The organism is Pseudenterobacter timonensis (assembly GCF_900021175.1).
Taxonomy (GTDB): Bacteria; Pseudomonadota; Gammaproteobacteria; order Enterobacterales; family Enterobacteriaceae; genus Enterobacter; species Enterobacter timonensis.
Map to the genome: position 1 here is coordinate 439,769 of NZ_FCOP01000013.1, position 19,502 is coordinate 459,270.

Here is a 19,502-nt window from a genome sequence, read left to right on the forward strand (position 1 = left end):
TTTTTTGGATAACAATGCTGGTTAGAGCTTCTGTAAGCCCTATCCAGGCAAGCGTAATTATCAGGCTCTTGCCTGATAGTTACGCAGCGCGTTACGCCCCAGCACGACCCCGGAACCGATAATTCCCCCCAGCAGAACGGCAAGGATAAGGGTAATCGCTTTTTTCGGGCTATCGCGACGAATCGGCAGATTCGGCTTCATGACATAACGATAGGCATGGATGGTTGCCGGATCGACCTTCAGCTTCTCGATATCAAGCAAGTTCTGTTTGTTCTGGTAGTAAGCGCCAGAGAAGGTGAGCGGACGCGAAGCTTCATTCGCCATCATGGAGCTGAGCGCATCGCTCCCCAGTAAGAACATACTCTCCTGCGTCACATCCTGGGTCTGCTGGATACGCGGCGTAGTCACTTTGGCCGCTTCAGCATACTTCAGCGCTTCGGCAATCTGCTTGATGCGCAGATCTTTCTGCTCTTGCGACACCTTCTCCATGTTCTCGATAGAGCTGTTGAGCGTAGTGATCTGCTGCTTAATGTTATCATTAAGGTCAACCACCAACTCTTTAGCAATCTGCTCATCCACCTGTTGAATATACTGGGCAAGCTGCTTTTGCGCCGCCTCGGCGGATTCGCCGACGTAACTCACATTCAGGGGCAGGCTTTGCCCTTTTACAGTGGGCTCGATAGTTAATTTTTCCGGCACTTCCTGGTTATCCAGCGCTTCGGCAAGGGCGCTAAAGGCAGAGTTGAAACGCCCAATAGCTCGCCCTTGTACATCAGGCATGCTGGGCGCCGCGCCGCCATAGAGGATATTGAGCGCAGTGCTATAGGTGGCAATTTGCGCAGCGTCAGGCTGGGTAATAATTGCCGTAGAGGTCCATTTCTCTTTGGCAATAGCCAGATAGCCCACGGCAAGAATAATAAAGGCGATGATAAAGGCACCGATTACCCACTTACCCCGCCATAACTGCATCACTAAATCAATCAGGTCGATCTGTTCCGGGTCATTATTGCGGCTGACCACATTATTGTTCTGCGTCATACGATCCTTAAAGAGAAAAGCGCAAAAAGAAATTTATTCATCTAGTGTATCGCCTGATGAAGATTTTTCTATAGGAATTCGGTCAGTTATATCGAAAAGATTGGTTTGGTAAGGCGCGGGCAGCAGGCTATGATAACCGCCATCCAGGTACCCTTCAGGTACCCGTAAGAAAGAGAATGAATGAGGAATGGTATGAAATTTCTGGTCACCGGCGCGGCAGGTTTTATCGGCTCACACGTCAGCAAGCGTCTGCTAGATGCCGGGCATCAGGTCGTTGGTATTGATAACCTGAATGATTACTACGACGTCAGCCTGAAGCAGGCGCGCCTTGATCGCCTCGCAAACGAGCGTTTTACCTTCCGTCAGCTTGATCTGGCGGACCGCGAAGGCATGGCTACGCTGTTCGCTGAAGAGCAGTTCGACCGCGTCATCCACCTTGCCGCCCAGGCCGGGGTGCGCTACTCGCTGGAAAACCCGCACGCCTATGCGGATGCCAACCTGGTGGGCCATCTTAACGTGCTGGAAGGCTGTCGCCACAACAAGGTGCAGCATCTGCTCTACGCCTCTTCCAGCTCCGTCTATGGCCTGAACCGCAAGATGCCCTTCTCTACCGATGACTCAGTGGATCACCCGGTCTCCCTCTATGCGGCGACCAAAAAAGCAAACGAGCTGATGTCGCACACCTACTCCCATCTCTACGGTTTGCCGACAACCGGCCTGCGCTTCTTTACGGTCTACGGCCCGTGGGGTCGCCCGGATATGGCGCTTTTTAAATTCACCAAAGCTATGATTGAAGGCAAGCGCATCGACGTTTACAACTACGGCAAGATGAAGCGTGACTTCACCTATATCGATGATATTGCCGAGGCGATTATTCGCCTGCAGGATGTGATCCCGCAGGCCGACGCCAGCTGGACGGTAGAGAACGGCTCTCCGGCCACCAGCTCTGCGCCGTACCGCGTCTATAACATCGGCAACAGCTCGCCGGTTGAACTGATGGATTACATCACAGCGCTGGAAGAGGCGCTGGGCATTGAAGCGGAAAAAAATATGATGCCGATCCAGCCAGGCGACGTGCTGGAGACCAGCGCCGATACTCAGGCGCTGTATGAGGTGATTGGCTTTAAGCCGCAGACCTCTGTCAAGGAAGGGGTGAAGAACTTCGTGGAGTGGTATCGCGAGTTTTATAAGGTATAAGCATTAATATAAAAAAACCCGGTACGATACCGGGTTTTTTTGGCCTGATGAAAGTCAGTCGCTGCCGAACAGATCGCGGGTATAGACCTTATCCGCCACGTCAGCTAAGTCGTCTGCCATCCGGTTAGAGATGATGACATCCGCCTCTTTCTTGAACGCATCCAGATCGCGCACCACGCGGGAGTGGAAGAACTCATCTTCCTTCATCGCCGGTTCGTAAATGATCACCTGCACACCTTTGGCCTTGATACGCTTCATGATCCCCTGAATAGAAGATGCACGGAAGTTATCAGAGCCGCTCTTCATGATCAGACGATAAACGCCCACCACTTTCGGCTGACGCGCCAGAATGGAGTCAGAGATAAAATCCTTACGGGTGCGGTTCGCATCGACAATCGCTGAGATCAGGTTATTAGGCACCGACTGGTAGTTGGCCAGCAGCTGCTTGGTATCTTTTGGCAGGCAGTAACCGCCATAGCCAAACGACGGGTTGTTGTAATGGTTGCCGATACGCGGGTCGAGACAGACCCCTTCGATAATCTGGCGGGTATTCAGCCCCAGGCTTTCAGCGTAGCTGTCCAGCTCGTTAAAGTAGGCGACGCGCATCGCCAGGTAGGTGTTAGCGAAGAGCTTAATGGCTTCGGCTTCCGTAGAGTCGGTAAACAGCACCGGGATCTCTTTTTTGATGGCTCCTTCCTGCAGCAGCGCGGCAAAACGCTCTGCGCGCTCAGAGCGCTCGCCAATCACAATACGTGACGGATGCAGGTTGTCATAGAGCGCTTTACCCTCGCGCAAGAACTCCGGGGAGAAGATAACGTTGTCGATGCCGAGTTCTTCTTTGATCGCTTTGGTAAAACCGACCGGAATGGTGGATTTAATGATCATCACCGCGTTCGGGTTAATGGCGATCACATCCTTAATTACCGCCTCAACGCTGGAGGTGTTGAAGTAGTTGGTTTTAGGATCGTAATCGGTCGGCGTGGCGATGATGACGTAATCCGCATCGCGATAGGCATCTTGCTTGTCGGTGGTCGCGCGGAAATTGAGCGTCTTGTTGGCGAGGTAATCCTGGATTTCTTTGTCCATAATGGGAGAAATCTTTTGGTTAAGCATGTCTACCTTTGCCTGGACAATATCCAGAGCGACAACTTCATGGTGTTGCGCTATTAAGATACCGTTTGAAAGACCAACATAGCCTGTTCCTGAGATGGTTATTTTCATTCGTTCAACGTCTTCATGTTTGAGTGTCAGGAGGCGATAACAGCGCTACCGCAATAATAAACTTTTGGGGTTTTACCTCTTATCCTGAACTGCTGTCAAGGCCACCAAAGAGCTGGGATAGCCGGAAAAATCAGGGTTTTATGCTACTTCGTTACAAATGAGTCCAGAACGGCAGCACAAAGATAGCTTTTACAGTCAAAAAAAAGCCCGGCAATATTTGCCGGGCATTAGCATAAAACAGGCTAAATCAGATTAATCCAGCCACTCGGTGTGGAACACACCTTCTTTATCGGTGCGCTTATAGGTGTGGGCACCGAAGTAGTCGCGCTGGGCCTGGATCAGGTTAGCTGGCAGCACTGCTGCACGGTAGCTATCGTAATAGGCAACGGCTGCGGAGAAGGTCGGAACCGGAATACCGTTCTGCACCGCATAAGCGACTACGTCACGCAGCGCCTGCTGGTAATCGTCCGCGATTTTCTTGAAGTACGGAGCCAGCAGCAGGTTCGCGATAGTGGCGTTTTCTGCATAGGCATCGGTGATTTTCTGAAGGAACTGCGCGCGGATGATGCAGCCGGCACGGAAAATCTTCGCGATTTCACCGTAGTTCAGATCCCAGTTATTTTCATCAGACGCAGCACGCAGCTGGGAGAAGCCCTGTGCGTAGGAGACGATTTTACCCAGGTAGAGGGCGCGACGCACTTTCTCAACGAACTCCGCTTTGTCACCAGCGGGTTTAGCCTGCGGACCAGAAAGTACTTTGGAGGCGGCTACGCGCTGCTCTTTCAGAGAGGAGATATAACGCGCGAATACCGATTCCGTGATCAGGGAGAGCGGTTCACCCAGATCCAGCGAGCTCTGGCTGGTCCACTTACCGGTGCCTTTGTTCGCCGCTTCATCAAGGATCACATCGACCAGGTAGTTACCCTCTTCATCTTTCTTAGTGAAGATGTCTTTGGTGATGTCGATCAGGTAGCTGCTCAGCTCGCCGTTGTTCCACTCGGTGAAGATCTCTGCCAGCTCTTCATTAGAGAGATTCAGGCCGCCTTTCAGCAGGGAGTAAGCTTCTGCAATGAGCTGCATATCGCCATATTCAATGCCGTTATGCACCATCTTCACATAGTGACCCGCGCCGTCGGGTCCGATATAGGTGACGCACGGCTCACCATCTTCTGCGACAGCGGCGATTTTGGTCAGGATAGGTGCAACCAGCTCGTAAGCTTCTTTCTGGCCGCCAGGCATAATGGAAGGCCCTTTCAGGGCGCCCTCTTCACCACCGGATACACCGGTACCGATGAAGTTGAAGCCTTCTTCGGAGAGTTCACGGTTACGACGGATGGTGTCCTGGAAGAAGGTGTTACCGCCATCAATAATGATGTCGCCTTTTTCAAGGTAAGGCTTCAGGGAGTCGATGGCAGCATCGGTACCCGCGCCCGCTTTTACCATTAACAGGATACGACGAGGCGTTTCGAGAGACTCAACGAACTCCTTCACCGTATAGAATGGAACCAGTTTCTTACCTGGGTTCTCAGCGATGACTTCTTCGGTTTTTTCACGGGAGCGGTTGAATACGGAGACGGTATAACCACGGCTTTCGATGTTGAGCGCCAGGTTGCGCCCCATTACTGCCATACCGACAACGCCGATCTGTTGCTTGGACATTACATACTCCTGTCTTACAGTTGATCGCCTAGGGAACTTGCCCTACGGCAAAGGGTAAAGGGTAAAGGGTAAAATGAATGTTAACTCAGTTTTCAAGCTCCGATCTACGATACAGCCTAGATGCTCTAAAGAATATAAGCAGTCAATAAACATATTTAGCATTAATCCGCAACCTGACCTAGGCTTAATAGTTGAACTCATCCACTAACATTATAAAAATCGATAATATCCTTCTGACTGTCAGCTGGTGTAACTTGATATTTGCCATCTTCTTCTTTAAGGATCTTATAAAAATGCTCACCAATCACTGATATGTGAGAATATTTACTTGAACATTTATTATCAAATAATGAACATCCTAAAAAATAATTTGGCCCATAATTAATATTGAGTATTTGCAAAATTGTCGGCGCTAGAGAGAGGCTATTGCTTCCATTAGCATCTATGATTTGGTGATTCACACCGGCCCCAACCATAATCAAAGGTATGGTATCTACAAAGTAATCAGATGTAGTATTGAAGCTTTTTTTAAAGTCAGGTGCAGGAAACGTAGAGTGATCAGCAGTAATAATCAAAAGAGTATTTTTATAATATGAACTTTTCTTAAACCAATCAATGAAGTGGCCTAGCTGATAATCGTAATTATAAAATTTATTGTAATAAATATTTTCACCATTATTAAACTTCTCATCGGGACTGTCCATTCCATGGTGAGTTCCAGAAGAATAGACTCCGATAAAGAAGGGAGTGCTATTCTGTTTGGAGACAATCTCTTTAAGAGCTGTAAATATTTTTTTGTCAGACATCCTGTCGTCTTTGTGCCAATTAAAATCTTCCATACCATATACTTTTTTGAAGGGCATGGTCCCTATCAATGTATTAAGATTGCTATGTTTAGCAGTTGCAGCAATAAAATATGAATCATAATCATATGCATTCAAAATTTCTGGTAAAGCAATCAAACGATTTATATAATTTTTAGAAACAGTCGCATTATCTATTTGGAAAAAACCTTCACCTTTAACATCAACTCCATCACGATATTGATAAGATGAATTTAGCTGTCCCCTCAAACCTCTAAAAGTAGCAGCAGTATGATTGAAATAGTTTTTAAAAATCAATCCTTCCTCGTAAAGAGAATCAATATTCGGAGTTACATTTAAGTCACGCTCATTCTCAGAGTCAATAACCTTTGAAGACATTCCTTCAGTAAATAATATAATTATATTTTTAGGCGCGCCATTTGGAAAATAGCGAGAAAGATCCTGCGCTTTGTAAAAATCAAATTTAAGGAATTTATTCGCTATTTCAGGATAGTTATAATTAGGTTTGTAAGAAATTTGCTTGTAATATTGACAGGCTGTCCTCGTAAGATGATGCACTGGCCCATCAATGACAATAAACAATAAACAAAATAATAAAAAATGTCTTTTAGATGTCCTATAGTCACTTTTGTAGATAAATAATGAAAAGAAAATATACAACATTATTATGATTAAACTTTGCAAAACAACTTTATATCCAACAGCCTGAAACTCTGACAAATTACTTAAGGTGAGAGGGATTATATAGTCGCCACTACTAACAATGGAACTAACTTGTGAGCCAATTATTATACAAAAAACCATCCATAAGCTAACCCTTATAACCCTTCTTTTAAAAAAGAGAACACCTAAAAAAAACAAAACTATTTCGCCTAAAAAAACCATTGCTTTATGAAAGCTAACAGGTGAGAATGAAAATATTGCAAAGGTGAGTGTTAGTATAACAAATAATGGAAAATAGCGCGATGGGTAATGTATTTTATAGAATTGCATTTAGTTCGCCAGACGATAATATTAATCACTTAGAATATTACTTTTCAAAATAAACTGAGCAATATTCGGATACCATTTTTTCTTTAGTGAAATTTTGCGTGACATATTTTTTAGCATTAATACCATGTTCAGCTAATAATTGGCGATCCGTAAGATAAGATAACATGCACGCAGCTAATGCCTCAGCCCCACCATCATAAAGAATTCCTGTCTCAGATGGCAGCACTACCTCTGGAATTCCTTCAACATTAGTGGCAATAGATGGTATACCAAAATAAGCAGCTTCAACAAAAACGAGCCCAAAAGCCTCCCATTTCGAAGGCTGACATAATACATCGACTTCATTTAGGAATTTACTTTTATCGTTAATCCAACCTGGCATATATATCTTATCTTGGAGATTAAAATCAGCAATCATCTGGCAGCATTTATTGCGTAATTCTCCATCACCTGCAAGAGTGAATTTCGGCTTGATCGGACCAGAATATGTATTTAATACAATTTTGACTGCTTTGATAAATTCTAAAGGATTTTTCTGCTCATCCAGTCGACCAAAAAAAGCAAAATGCATTTCATTAATTTTAGTATTTTTAACAGGCGTTAGCTTTTCAAAATCTACACCATTATAAATAACTTTACTTTTTACAAAAGGGTAATATTTTGTATAAAGTTTGTTAACAGTGATATTTACATCACCAAATAATGTTGCTATGTTTTCTAAAATATAAAATATGAGCCTTGAAATAATATTAGCATGTGCGTGAAACGCTATGCCGTGAACGGTATGAATGACTCTCTTCGTCCCTGCGCATTTTGCAGCTATTCTAGCGATAATTCCCGGTTTTGTAGAATTGGTGTGAACAATATTATACTGCTCATTTCTAAAGAGTTTATAAAGTTCAAAAAAGCATTTAACGTCATGTAATCCAATTTCTCTTTTCAAAGAAGGAATAGAAATTATTTTTATTCCTTGAACTGAAAACAACTCTACAAAATCATTATCAAATATTTCCCCGCATATAACAGTCTTATCAGTAATTTCTCCAGCACATTTACTGTTTCTGTCTAAACCTGAGAGAATATCCAAAGTAATTTGCTGGACACCAGATAATTTTGGGATAACCTGAACATGGGCAATTTTCATACAAATAACCTATAAAAAACAAATTAGCTAATTAATTAGAATTCCTTTAAAAAGGGAAATTATAATTAAAAATCTATATTTAACTTTGTCTAACCAGCTTCTTTTACTTGCAAATCCAGTAGTAGTTACTGTCGAACTGTGACGTCGATATAATATTAAAGGCTTTTGCAAAAAAAATACTTCACCATAATAAGCTCCTATCATTCCGAGCCAAAGATCATGTCCTATAGCGTATTGAGGAAAAGGAAAAGCTTTTTTTAATACTGATCTATTGAAAGCCATACAGCAGCCATGAAAAGAGCTTTTATATATTGTCCGAATTATACTTTGACTAGGTTTAATATATGAAAAATAAGATTCAATCAAAACATTATTATTTTCATCCACAACACTACAATTACAGACAACAACAGTTGGTTTATCGCTTTTCAGGTGTAAAAGGGTATTACTGATGCGGCCTTCAAGCCATATATCATCTTGATCTGAAAGAAAGATATAATCACCAGAGGATTTTGAAAGCGCATTTTGGACATTTAGTGAAACTCTGCCGAGGATGTTGTTATTAAGTTTTGAATTTGATTCAGATTTGAAGTTGTAAATTTTAATTCGAGGATCATTTAAACCTTTAATAATATCTATTGTATCGTCCGTTGATGAATTATCTGATATGATTATTTCATCATCATTAGAAATTTGCGACAGAATACTATTAATTTGTTGTTTTATATATTTAGAACCATTAAAAGTTGGAATGCAAACAGAAATCATTTTTTTCCTCTAATATAACTTTTTAGAAAAACTTTCAAGAAAATTATTTTTTTAGTTCTCATAAGGAGCTTTAACCCTCTAATCAAGACCATAGCAAAATAAATGGCATCATCTAATATACTCTCTCTATGGCATCGCTTGGCACATTGACAATATATTTCATATCTCACTACGAGGTTTTCGTAGTTCTCATCTTCATTTGATAAATCTTGTTGTAGCGATAGAGGTATGAGATAAAAATGAGAAGTATATTTCTTGAGCCTTTCAATAAATTGAAAATCGCTAAAATCCAAATAAACATCCTCTTTGTAACCGCCACTACGAAGTGCGGTTTCTACATCAAGTAACATACCACTATTAATAGGCGAGTATTTATCTAACGAATAAATATTTGATTCTAATTTTCCAATGACGAAACCGCGATGAAATGCATATTTTAGAGGGGAACAATGCTCTCCATTCTTTGTAACCAGACTTGGCACATAAATTTTTATTTCTGGATAGTTATTAATTGCGCTTAAATAGCTCTCCACAGCTCCGAATGGAAAATGGGTATCTTGATCTAATATTAAGACGAATTTATATCCCAACTGCTTGGCTATTTTCAGACCGGTATTATAAGCAGTACTTACCCCTGCGTTATTAGGATTGTGAAAATATATTATATTCCTTCCTCTATATACCTTTTGATTTGAACTAAAGTTATTGTTCTCTCCTGGTGTATTATCATATACATAAATATCACATATCGAGCCTGCAACGTCACTATCTAAAAGCGTATTAATACTCTCAGCGTGAATAAGTCTTTTTTTATATAAAACTACTATAGGTAATATAATTTTTTTCATTTTTAAAAATGATATCCGTTTACAATTCCATTATGAAACAAATTCATTAGCAGAATGCAAATTGTTAAGACTACTATTCCAAGTCGAATCATCCTGGCTTGTTTACAGTAAGTAGCTAAAATAGGCAATACCACAATATCAGCTACCGAATATAATTCACTAACTCTAATAGCAAAAGCAGGGAGAGAGGAAAACAGTACGAGACAAACAGGAGATAATGAATATAATTTGCTCAGCAACACCATGGGAGTATTATTTTCGAATTTTCTCGAATTCGCAAAAATGAAAGTTATTACGCAAAGCCTTACCAACTGCATAATAGATGTAACATTCACTGGTTCGATCATTCCATTTTCAGTTTGATAAGTATAAATTGCAAGTTTTTCTCGAAGCACTGAAATAGGAATATACTGTAGGACCCTAAGCGGGCTAATATTTAGATAGATTAATAGATAGCCAGCAATTATAAGACAATAAATAGTTAAGATATAATAAATATTGATTTTTCGCTTATCAAAAAGTAAGGTTATTAGTAATATGACCATTGAAAAATGGAAAAGTGAAGAAAATAATACTAATATAATAAATTTTCTCTGCTCGTTTTTAACCAGATATTTTATCGCGTAGAAACCAATTGCACTGGCGGCTCCTATTCTTATTTGAGTTAACTCGTGTACAAAATAGAAATTGGAATAATATATTAAGAGAGACAAACAAATATAGGGAGAAAATGTAATAATAAACTTCGATTTATAATATATCGCAATGAGTGCGAAAACAAAAAAGATCAGTACAGGAGACCCGGTTAAGTAATGAGAAATATAGGCTGCTAATATAAATGTTGGTTCTATGGTATAGGGCTCGCCATTGATTAAATAGCCATAAATACTTATATAAGTTTCATAATCTCTATCTACACCTTCCCCTCTTAATATTGCCAAAATGAAGAGAATCACAATGCCAGTATAAAAGAACGCTTTGTTATTTTCACAATAACAGCATATCAATAAAAAAAACAAAATAATTATATAAATAAGCATTCTGACCTACTAATGATTATCAAACTTTCTTATTCCTTTACGAAGACAATATTTCAATACATAACAGCGTCTCCGTAGCCCCCATAAAAACTTCATTGGCTTTGCTAAAAACAGATAAAACAATCTTATTTTGGTATTAACCTGATTTAATTGTGTTTTTTTAAGATCTGCTCCCATTATAGTGAAGCATTTTACTTTCTCCTCTAATTTTGACTTGTCAATTTTTTCTTTGTAATTAATCCAGCCATGATGTTCAGCTATGAAATTTCTAGGTGTTCTACACGAGTATAATTCTGGACGAAGATATCTAATATGGTCAGGATAAAATTTATAACCATCAATAGACCAATCCCATCGATATATAGCAGCTGTCGTATCAACTGGTGAAATATAAAGAGGCCCTATTTTCAGCCCTTCATCATATAATTTTTTTTCTTGTTCATATATTTCTTGGTAAAAAGGATCATTAGAAATGAGCTCCCAATTTAGAGAAAGTCCTATTTTACCAATGCATTTATATTGTTCCATAAAGGATACTAATTTTTCTAACCAACAGCTTTCACAATTATAATTATTAAACTCTATGTCACCATCAGTTAGCACAAAATATTTGGAGTTTTTTATTTTATTTATATGTTCCAAGTGTTTATTTAAACCTAATACCCAAAAATTATCTTTATTTCTTATTATAGTAATACTATTATGACTTGAATAGTTGTTGAGAATTTCTTTTTGCTCTTCATCTTCAGAATTATTATCTATGACATAGATATGATAAGGAAGTTTTGTATACTCAATAATTGAGTCAATGCATTTTTTTAAAAATTTATTTTCATTCCTCGTCATAATTACAATTGGAATATCACCACTCATTTTATAACCTTATCAAGAGTTGTTGTTTTATGAAAGTGCGAAAGTCATTACTTCCAATAATGAAGATTAAGCCACCTATAAAAGATGACAGTATCCCCAGTATTGTACAATTAATAATAAATTCGCCAAATGAACTTTTTTGTATGGCGTCCATGAAATTCATACATTTAATGAATATAATATATAAAATAAAAACGTTTAGAGCTGACAAAAACCAGACTGAACCATGATGTATGATAAACTCGCTATTATTTTTCTTAAACGCTTTATTAAATAAATAATAAGGTCTGGCGATCATAATAACACAAATGTTTGATATAATTGTTCCTATTATAACGCCATTTATTCCTAGAAACTGCACTAGTATTAGTGAGAACAAAAGGTTTAGCCCACCCTCAAGGATTGGCAAATGCGTGTCAGACATATATCCGTAAGCAACTTTAAATATATCAACAGATGTTCTTGCTATAAGACAGAAGCAATTAATTGCTAACAGAACAACTGTTAGTTGAGGCAGAACTACAGTTTTACCCAACCAATGAAATATTAATCCGCTAGATGCTATATAATAACAAAAAGCTAATATTGAAGATATACACATAAATATACTATTTATTTGCATGAATTTAATTACAGTAGCGTCATTTCCTTTTTCTTGTAAATGATGCCCTAGTGCGGAATTCAAAGGAACGCTTAGTGTAGTAATTAGAAAAGACATTGCCTGAAGCAGCATAACATACGAAGAATAAGACGTTACAAATGCCAGACCTAAAAAAATTGACACTATAATGTAATCAGTATTAAAAATTAATACGCCAGAAATTTTATGTATGAATGTTTTTTTAACTTCTGAGAAAATTTTTTTTTGAATACCTTGTAGTTTTCCAGTATCAATATTGGATAAAAATGAATAATTTTGCTTAATTAGTTTTTTAAAGACAAATAATTGCAATAAAACTGAAACCACTTCTAAAATACTAAATGTTATAAAGCCAAAACTAAATTTTAAAGCTATTATTTGTAATAGAAAACATAATACACGCCCAAATCCATTGATTATTCTGATATAATATACTTTCTGATCAGCAGTTAATAATATGGATTCAGCGCTATAACTATATGATAATGCCGTACTTGAAACAAATAGTAACCAAGGTATATATAAGTGGTAAATGTCTATCTGTGATTTAACAATAAATGGTAATAATGCGGCTATTAATATTCCAAAACCAAAAATAACCTTCTGGATTATAGAGTATATTTTTTTTATAGCCTGAATTGTCGTAGCCAATTTTACATTATCATTATCACTTAAAGGTTTAAATAATAAGTAAGTTGAGGCGGTCCCTAATCCTAATTCAGCTAAATTTAAAAAACCCAGCATCTGATTTATAAGCAAATAATAGCCAGTCAATTCAGTGCCAAGTGTATCAAAAAATACTTTCCTGACCCAAAAAGTCATTAACATTATTAAAATAGAAAAGATAACCCCATATTTAAATGACTTCACAACATTTTTTTTTCTCATGAGCTTTTTATTAGCTTATCATTAATATTACAAGAAAAGAAAGCACTGCACGATAAATGCAATGCTTACCTAGTTACGGGTATTATAGTGCTTTTATTTCCACACCCAATCGATCTTTATCAGAAAGTATAAAATCCTGCTCTAAATTTGGCCATAATATATTAATGTCGGGATCACACCATAAAACGCTACGCTCATGTTTTGGCGAATAATAATTTGTAGTTTTATAAACAAACTCAGCCGTTTCGCTTAAAACTAGGAATCCATGAGCAAAACCCTCAGGTATCCAAAATTGGCGTTTATTATCAGCTGAAAGATTAACACCGACCCACTTCCCGAAAGTTTGAGAGTTTTTACGAACATCTACTGCAACATCAAATACTTCCCCTACAATGCAACGTACGAGTTTAGCTTGCGCAAACGGAGGAACTTGTAAGTGTAATCCCCGTAGTACTGCTTTTACTGATTTAGAATGATTATCTTGAACGAAATCAACTTTCCGCCCTACTGCTTCCTCGAACACTTTTTGGTTGAAGCTCTCCATAAAAAAGCCACGATCATCGCCAAAAACTTTGGGTTCAAAGATTAATAAGTCACTAATTTCAGTTTCCAGAACGTTCATTTCAATAACCTTTAATCATTTTTAATAAATATTGACCGTAAGCATTTTTAGATAATGGCTGTGCTAAGCGATTAACTTGTTCTGCATCGATAAAACCTTTACGAAAAGCTATCTCTTCAGGGCACGAAACCTTTAACCCTTGGCGCTCTTCAATAGTCGCAATAAAATTACTTGCTTCTATCAAACTCTGATGAGTACCCGTATCCAGCCACGCATATCCACGCCCCATCATTGCCACAGACAAAAGGCCTCGGTCAAGATATATACGATTTATATCTGTAATTTCTAATTCACCACGTGAAGAAGGCTTCAGATTTTTCGCCATTTCTACCACATCTTTATCATAGAAGTACAGACCAGTAACGGCGTAATTACTCTTCGGATCTAAAGGTTTTTCTTCCAGACTGATTGCGGTACCGTTCTTATCAAATTCCACGACGCCATAACGCTCAGGGTCGTTGACGTGGTAAGCAAATACCGTAGCACCATCGCCTTTGTTAACTGCGGCTTCAAGCTGTTTAGGCAGATCATGCCCGTAGAAAATATTATCGCCCAGTACCAAAGCGCAGTTATCTTCACCAATGAACTCTTCGCCAATAATAAATGCCTGTGCCAGACCATCCGGACTAGGCTGCACTTTATAATGCAGATTCAGCCCCCACTGGCTGCCGTCACCCAGAAGCTGTTCAAAACGCGGCGTATCCTGAGGTGTACTGATGATCAGAATGTCTTTAATCCCCGCCAGCATCAGCGTAGACAATGGATAGTAAATCATTGGTTTGTCGTAAATTGGCAGTAGTTGCTTACTTACCGCGATGGTCACAGGATAGAGACGAGTACCGGATCCACCGGCAAGAATAATACCTTTACGTGTAGCCATTATAATTTCTCTATAAACACGAAATGCCCGTAAACGGGCATTTTTAAATGATTAAATGGATTGCGCCGTGAAAAGCTCAGCAAGCATACGTTTCACACCAACCTGCCATGCGGGCAAGACCAGGTTGAAGTTCTGCTGGAACTTCCCGGTATTTAAGCGTGAGTTGTGCGGGCGACGCGCAGGCGTTGGATATGCAGTAGTTGGTACAGCATTCAGCTTTTCAATAGCCAACTCAACGCCTGCCTTTTTGGCTTCGTCAAATACCAACGCCGCATAGTCGTACCAGGTTGTCGTCTCAGAGGCAACCAGATGATAAAGCCCGGCAACGTCTGGTTTCACCATCGCGACACGAATGGCGTGGGCGGTACAATCGGCTAACAGCTCAGCGCCTGTTGGGGCACCCACTTGATCATTAATGACGGACAGTTCTTTGCGTTCTTTAGCCAGGCGCAGCATGGTTTTAGCGAAATTATTGCCTTTCCCCGCATATACCCAGCTGGTACGGAATATCAAATGCTTAGGGCAATGCTCCTGCAGGGCTTTTTCGCCATCAAGCTTGGTCTGGCCATACACATTCAGCGGTGCCGTCGCATCCGTCTCACTCCAGGGGGTTTCGCCATCACCCGGGAAGACATAATCCGTGGAATAATGAACAACCCAGGCGCCGATTTGCGCAGCTTCTTTAGCGATAGCTTCAACGCTTGTGGCATTAAGTAGCTGGGCAAACTCTGGCTCTGATTCTGCTTTATCCACTGCAGTGTGTGCGGCGGCGTTGACGATAACGTCAGGTTTAATATTACGAACCGTCTCAGCAATCCCTTCCGGGTCGCTGAAATCACCACAGTACTCTTGAGAATGCACATCAAGCGCAATCAGATTACCTAAGGGTGCGAGTGCGCGTTGGAGTTCCCAACCCACCTGCCCTGTTTTACCGAACAGAAGAATATTCATTACTTGCGCTCTCCATAATTCTGCTCGATCCAACTTTTATAGGCACCGCTTTTAACGTTATTCACCCACTCTTGGTTGCTGAGATACCATTCAACAGTCTTGCGAATCCCGCTTTCAAAGGTCTCTTCTGGCTTCCAGCCAAGTTCAACACCAATTTTATGGGCATCAATCGCATAACGGCGGTCATGGCCTGGGCGGTCGGAAACATAGGTGATCTGATCGCGATAAGAACCATCTTTAGGGACTATTTCATCCAGCAAGTCACAAATAGTAAGCACGACATCAAGATTTTTCTTCTCGTTATGGCCGCCGATATTATACGTCTCTCCAGGTTTGCCCTGAGTAACAACGGTATACAATGCGCGTGCGTGATCTTCCACATATAACCAGTCACGAATCTGGTCACCTTTGCCATAAATCGGCAACGATTTACCATCCAGCGCATTCAGGATCACCAGCGGGATCAGTTTTTCCGGGAAATGATACGGACCGTAATTATTAGAGCAGTTGGTTACTATGGTCGGGAATCCGTAGGTTCGCAGCCAGGCGCGCACCAGATGATCGCTGGATGCCTTGGAGGCTGAATAGGGGCTACTTGGCGCATAAGCCGTTGTTTCAGTAAACAGCGGTAGCTCACCAGGTTGCTCATCCGGGTGCGGCAGATCGCCGTAAACTTCGTCAGTCGAGATATGGTGAAAACGGAACGCGGCTTTCGCAGTATTGTCCAGAGATGACCAGTAACCACGCGCCGCTTCAAGCAGAACATAGGTGCCGACAATATTGGTTTCAATAAAAGCTGCAGGCCCGGTGATAGAACGGTCAACGTGGCTCTCTGCCGCCAGATGCATCACCGCATCCGGCTGGTGTGTAGCAAAAATACGCTCCATTGCCGCTTTGTCACAGATGTCGGCTTGCTCGAAGGCATAGCGTTCGTTATTACTCACTTCCGCAAGTGACTCAAGATTACCGGCGTAAGTTAATTTATCGACATTAACCACTTCATCCTGAGTATTATTAATAATATGTCGTACAACTGCTGAGCCGATAAAGCCGGCACCGCCCGTAACAAGAATTTTCACGTTATTTATTCCGTCCGTAAAATATAGCGAGATATTGCAGCCCGGTTAGACGTTAATTTCGCGGATTAGAAATTATGCACGCTACCGCCCCTGGCTCGACAGCTACCAGTGGACTGACTTCTCTGGAAATGTAAAAACAGCGTTTAGGCTATAGATGCAAAGCCCATTCAGCCACTACAAACAGGCGTCAATTGTCGTCTTAATTGATATAAGAAACAAGTGAAAATCTGCGACGGGTAGCGCAAAAAAGAGGCACATAACAAGTTGAAATAACTAGCTTTTAACGCAAAGCGGCAACCAGAGCTCATCCATTTTACAATGAACGAAACAGTGGTTGCCGTCAGATTGGGTACGACTGAGAAAGGGCAGGCTGGCTTAACTATCAGCCAGCAGCTTCTCAATACTCTCCCTGAACTTCGCCCCTTCCTTCAGGTTGCGCAGCCCATAGTTCACAAACGCCTGCATGTAGCCCATCTTCTTACCGCAGTCGTAGCTGTCACCGGTCATCAGCATCGCATCAACCGACTGCTTCTTCGCCAGTTCGGCGATAGCATCGGTCAGCTGGATACGGCCCCAGGCGCCCGGCTCTGTTTTTTCCAGCTCGGCCCAGATATCGGCGTTCAGCACGTAGCGACCTACGGCCATCAGATCAGATTCAAGTGTCTGCGGCTGATCCGGTTTTTCGATGAACTCTACGATACGGCTGACCTTCCCTTCGCTGTCCAGCGGCTCTTTGGTTTTGATAACGGAGTACTCGGAGAGATCGCCTTTCATGCGTTTCGCCAGCACCTGGCTGCGGCCGGTTTCTTTAAAGCGGGCCAGCATTGCTGCCAGATTGTAGCGCAGCGGGTCAGCGGAGGCGTTGTCCAGAATGATATCGGGCAGAACAACCACAAACGGGTTATCCCCTACCACCGGACGCGCGCAAAGGATAGAGTGGCCCAGCCCCAGCGGCTGCGCCTGGCGCACGTTCATGATGGTGACGCCTGGCGGACAGATAGACTGCACTTCAGCCAGCAGCTGGCGCTTAACGCGCTGCTCCAGCAAAGCTTCGAGTTCATAAGAGGTGTCGAAATGGTTCTCTACCGCGTTCTTGGAAGAGTGGGTAACCAGTACGATTTCTTTGATCCCTGCAGCAACAATCTCGTCGACGATGTACTGGATCATCGGCTTGTCAACGATCGGTAGCATCTCTTTAGGAATCGCTTTCGTGGCAGGCAGCATATGCATGCCCAGACCCGCTACCGGAATGACTGCTTTCAAATTAATCATTATTTCTTCCACCTTAAAATGGTTGACGAATTATAGCGCTTAAAGCCATTTTCGCCAGCATGTTTTGCCTTGTTTGCACGTCTGATATTACCTATTTGCCCCACCAATAAAAGTAGTTCTTATCTGAATCATTCGCGATGCTTTTCCGGGATTTATCCCAAAATAGCCCCGGCTTATCGGTGTGGCAGCGCAAAATTCAACCGTTCCGTATTCACCACCTGCTGATCCACCCGGTCGATATCCACCGAACTCTGCCCTTTTTCATTCACTGCTTTGATGTTTGCCAGGGAGAGGAGCGTCTCCTCTTTCGCCATAAACTTGCCGCGCACATCCTTGCGCAGGTCGAAGTGCATCTTCAGTGCCGGGCCGGTTTTGGCCTCCTGCATCACGTTGATATTCCGCAAAAAGAGATGCTGTGGCTTGTTGTGCAGCTCCAGCGTCGCACGCTGCATCTCCACGTTGGTGATCGCCACAAAGGAGGTGGCATTGCCTGAGGAGATCTGGATGCCGCGCAGCGTGTAGGGAAGCTGGCGGTTGTCCATGCGGATATCGTTGAGCTTAAAGTTTTGCGGGATGGAGAGATAATTCCCTTTGATTACGCCGTAGCCAATCAGCATGCCGGCGCTATTAACCATATCAATATTATCTATGACGAAATTATCACATCCATAAATAGCCACCGTGGCGTTATCAATTCCCGCTTTTTTACTGAACTCCGGGGTAATGTTTTTGGCTTTGACGTTTCGGATGACAAAATGCTTACCGTTTTCCACATGCACCAGCTGGCGGCAGTTGCTGCCGGTGATGTTTGCCACCACGAAATTTTTAACCGCCTGATGCTCCGGATAGTCGTTGTCGTAGGTGCTCCCGGCCAGTCCGATGCCGATCCCCCAGTTGATTTTGCCGTTGGTGCAGTTGATGTTGTCGATAACGTGGTCGGAGATAAGGATATTATGGTCGTTGATCGCCACGTTCCACTCTATCGCATCCCCCTGCAGGTGGCTGAAGTGGCTGTTGGTGATGCGCGCCCCGTCCACCTGGTTATGGAATCCCTGGCGCAGAATGGCGTAGTTGGCCTTGCTGACGCGAATGTTGTCGATGAGGAGGTTACGCATCACCCGTGGCTTTTTGCCGCCGATGTAGATCTGGGTAACCGGCCCGTAGCCGCTCATCGCCAGTCCCTGGATCACGCAGTCGGAGCCGCGCACGTCGAGGGTGATATTCTCCATCCGCCCTGCCCCTTCCCCTACCACTTTACTGCCATCCTGCAACACAAAGCGTCCGCGCCCGTTGCCGGTCAGCGCGCCGCGGATGAGCAGCGTTTTGCCCGCCGGAATAAAGATAGCGGCGTTGATGTTTTTACAGGTCAGGTCGGCGGGCACCACCACCGTATCGCCTTCGGTAAAAGCCTGTTTAAAGGCGGCGATCCAGTCGCGGTTGTTATACTGGCGAATGTTAACCGTGCCGCCCGCCGCCCGAGCCAGCCCGGGCTTAAGCAGCGGCGTGGCCGCCAGCAGGGAAAAGGCGGAGACAAAGGTGCGTCGGGAAATCTTTTTTAGCATACA

The 19,502-nt window shown here is 42.4% G+C and carries 17 protein-coding genes; 1 reads left to right on the forward strand and 16 read right to left on the reverse strand.

Features of this window, described 5'->3' with window-relative positions:
- Positions 1 to 60 precede the first annotated feature (60 nt).
- A complete protein-coding gene (gene wzzB, locus BN3796_RS17540) occupies positions 61 to 1,038 on the reverse strand; it encodes an LPS O-antigen chain length determinant protein WzzB (RefSeq protein WP_061709635.1) in 978 nt (325 codons plus the stop codon).
- 192 nt (positions 1,039 to 1,230) lie between these two features.
- On the opposite strand from wzzB, the gene BN3796_RS17545 reads away from it, so the two are divergent.
- A complete protein-coding gene (locus BN3796_RS17545; protein ID WP_061709636.1) occupies positions 1,231 to 2,235 on the forward strand; it encodes an NAD-dependent epimerase in 1,005 nt (334 codons plus the stop codon).
- 54 nt (positions 2,236 to 2,289) lie between these two features.
- Here the strand turns inward: BN3796_RS17545 and ugd are convergent, their stop codons facing one another.
- From ugd to wcaM, 15 genes are all read right to left on the reverse strand, one after another.
- Positions 2,290 to 3,456 carry a UDP-glucose 6-dehydrogenase gene (ugd, locus tag BN3796_RS17550; protein WP_061709637.1) on the reverse strand — a complete coding sequence of 389 codons (1,167 nt, stop codon included), beginning with the start codon at positions 3,454 to 3,456 and terminating at the stop codon, positions 2,290 to 2,292.
- A gap of 252 nt (positions 3,457 to 3,708) precedes the next feature.
- Positions 3,709 to 5,115, reverse strand: a complete 1,407-nt coding sequence (gene gndA, locus BN3796_RS17555) for an NADP-dependent phosphogluconate dehydrogenase (RefSeq protein ID WP_061709638.1) — start codon at positions 5,113 to 5,115, stop codon at positions 3,709 to 3,711.
- A 197-nt stretch (positions 5,116 to 5,312) separates the two neighbouring features.
- Complete coding sequence (locus BN3796_RS17560) at positions 5,313 to 6,932, reverse strand: LTA synthase family protein (protein WP_061709639.1); 1,620 nt, start codon at positions 6,930 to 6,932, stop codon at positions 5,313 to 5,315.
- Positions 6,933 to 6,969: 37 nt separating this feature from the next.
- A complete protein-coding gene (locus BN3796_RS17565) occupies positions 6,970 to 8,076 on the reverse strand; it encodes a glycosyltransferase family 4 protein (protein ID WP_061709640.1) in 1,107 nt (368 codons plus the stop codon).
- Between the two features lie 27 nt (positions 8,077 to 8,103).
- Positions 8,104 to 8,844, reverse strand: a complete 741-nt coding sequence (locus BN3796_RS20415; RefSeq protein WP_073885271.1) for a glycosyltransferase — start codon at positions 8,842 to 8,844, stop codon at positions 8,104 to 8,106.
- Positions 8,841 to 9,692, reverse strand: a complete 852-nt coding sequence (locus BN3796_RS17570; RefSeq protein ID WP_061709641.1) for a glycosyltransferase — start codon at positions 9,690 to 9,692, stop codon at positions 8,841 to 8,843. The genes BN3796_RS20415 and BN3796_RS17570 overlap by 4 nt, the downstream gene beginning before the upstream one ends.
- Positions 9,693 to 9,694: 2 nt before the next feature.
- Positions 9,695 to 10,732, reverse strand: a complete 1,038-nt coding sequence (locus BN3796_RS21215) for an EpsG family protein (RefSeq protein ID WP_061709642.1) — start codon at positions 10,730 to 10,732, stop codon at positions 9,695 to 9,697.
- A gap of 9 nt (positions 10,733 to 10,741) precedes the next feature.
- A complete protein-coding gene (locus BN3796_RS17580; RefSeq protein WP_061709643.1) occupies positions 10,742 to 11,605 on the reverse strand; it encodes a glycosyltransferase family A protein in 864 nt (287 codons plus the stop codon).
- A 1-nt stretch (position 11,606) separates the two neighbouring features.
- Entirely contained in the window at positions 11,607 to 13,133 is a 1,527-nt protein-coding gene (locus tag BN3796_RS17585; protein WP_061709644.1) for a lipopolysaccharide biosynthesis protein, read from the reverse strand.
- Between the two features lie 82 nt (positions 13,134 to 13,215).
- Complete coding sequence (gene rfbC / locus BN3796_RS17590) at positions 13,216 to 13,755, reverse strand: dTDP-4-dehydrorhamnose 3,5-epimerase (RefSeq protein ID WP_061709645.1); 540 nt, start codon at positions 13,753 to 13,755, stop codon at positions 13,216 to 13,218.
- A 1-nt stretch (position 13,756) separates the two neighbouring features.
- On the reverse strand, positions 13,757 to 14,635 hold the full coding sequence (gene rfbA, locus BN3796_RS17595) for a glucose-1-phosphate thymidylyltransferase RfbA (protein ID WP_061709646.1): 879 nt from the start codon (positions 14,633 to 14,635) through the stop codon (positions 13,757 to 13,759).
- Positions 14,636 to 14,686: 51 nt separating this feature from the next.
- A complete protein-coding gene (rfbD, locus tag BN3796_RS17600) occupies positions 14,687 to 15,586 on the reverse strand; it encodes a dTDP-4-dehydrorhamnose reductase (RefSeq protein WP_061709647.1) in 900 nt (299 codons plus the stop codon).
- Positions 15,586 to 16,665 (reverse strand): dTDP-glucose 4,6-dehydratase, encoded by a 1,080-nt coding sequence (rfbB, locus tag BN3796_RS17605; RefSeq protein WP_061709648.1) that lies wholly within the window; start codon positions 16,663 to 16,665, stop codon positions 15,586 to 15,588. The genes rfbD and rfbB overlap by 1 nt, the downstream gene beginning before the upstream one ends.
- A gap of 375 nt (positions 16,666 to 17,040) precedes the next feature.
- On the reverse strand, positions 17,041 to 17,937 hold the full coding sequence (galF, locus tag BN3796_RS17610) for a GalU regulator GalF (RefSeq protein WP_061709649.1): 897 nt from the start codon (positions 17,935 to 17,937) through the stop codon (positions 17,041 to 17,043).
- A 173-nt stretch (positions 17,938 to 18,110) separates the two neighbouring features.
- Positions 18,111 to 19,499, reverse strand: a complete 1,389-nt coding sequence (gene wcaM / locus BN3796_RS17615; RefSeq protein WP_061709650.1) for a colanic acid biosynthesis protein WcaM — start codon at positions 19,497 to 19,499, stop codon at positions 18,111 to 18,113.
- Between the last annotated feature and the right edge of the window lie 3 nt (positions 19,500 to 19,502).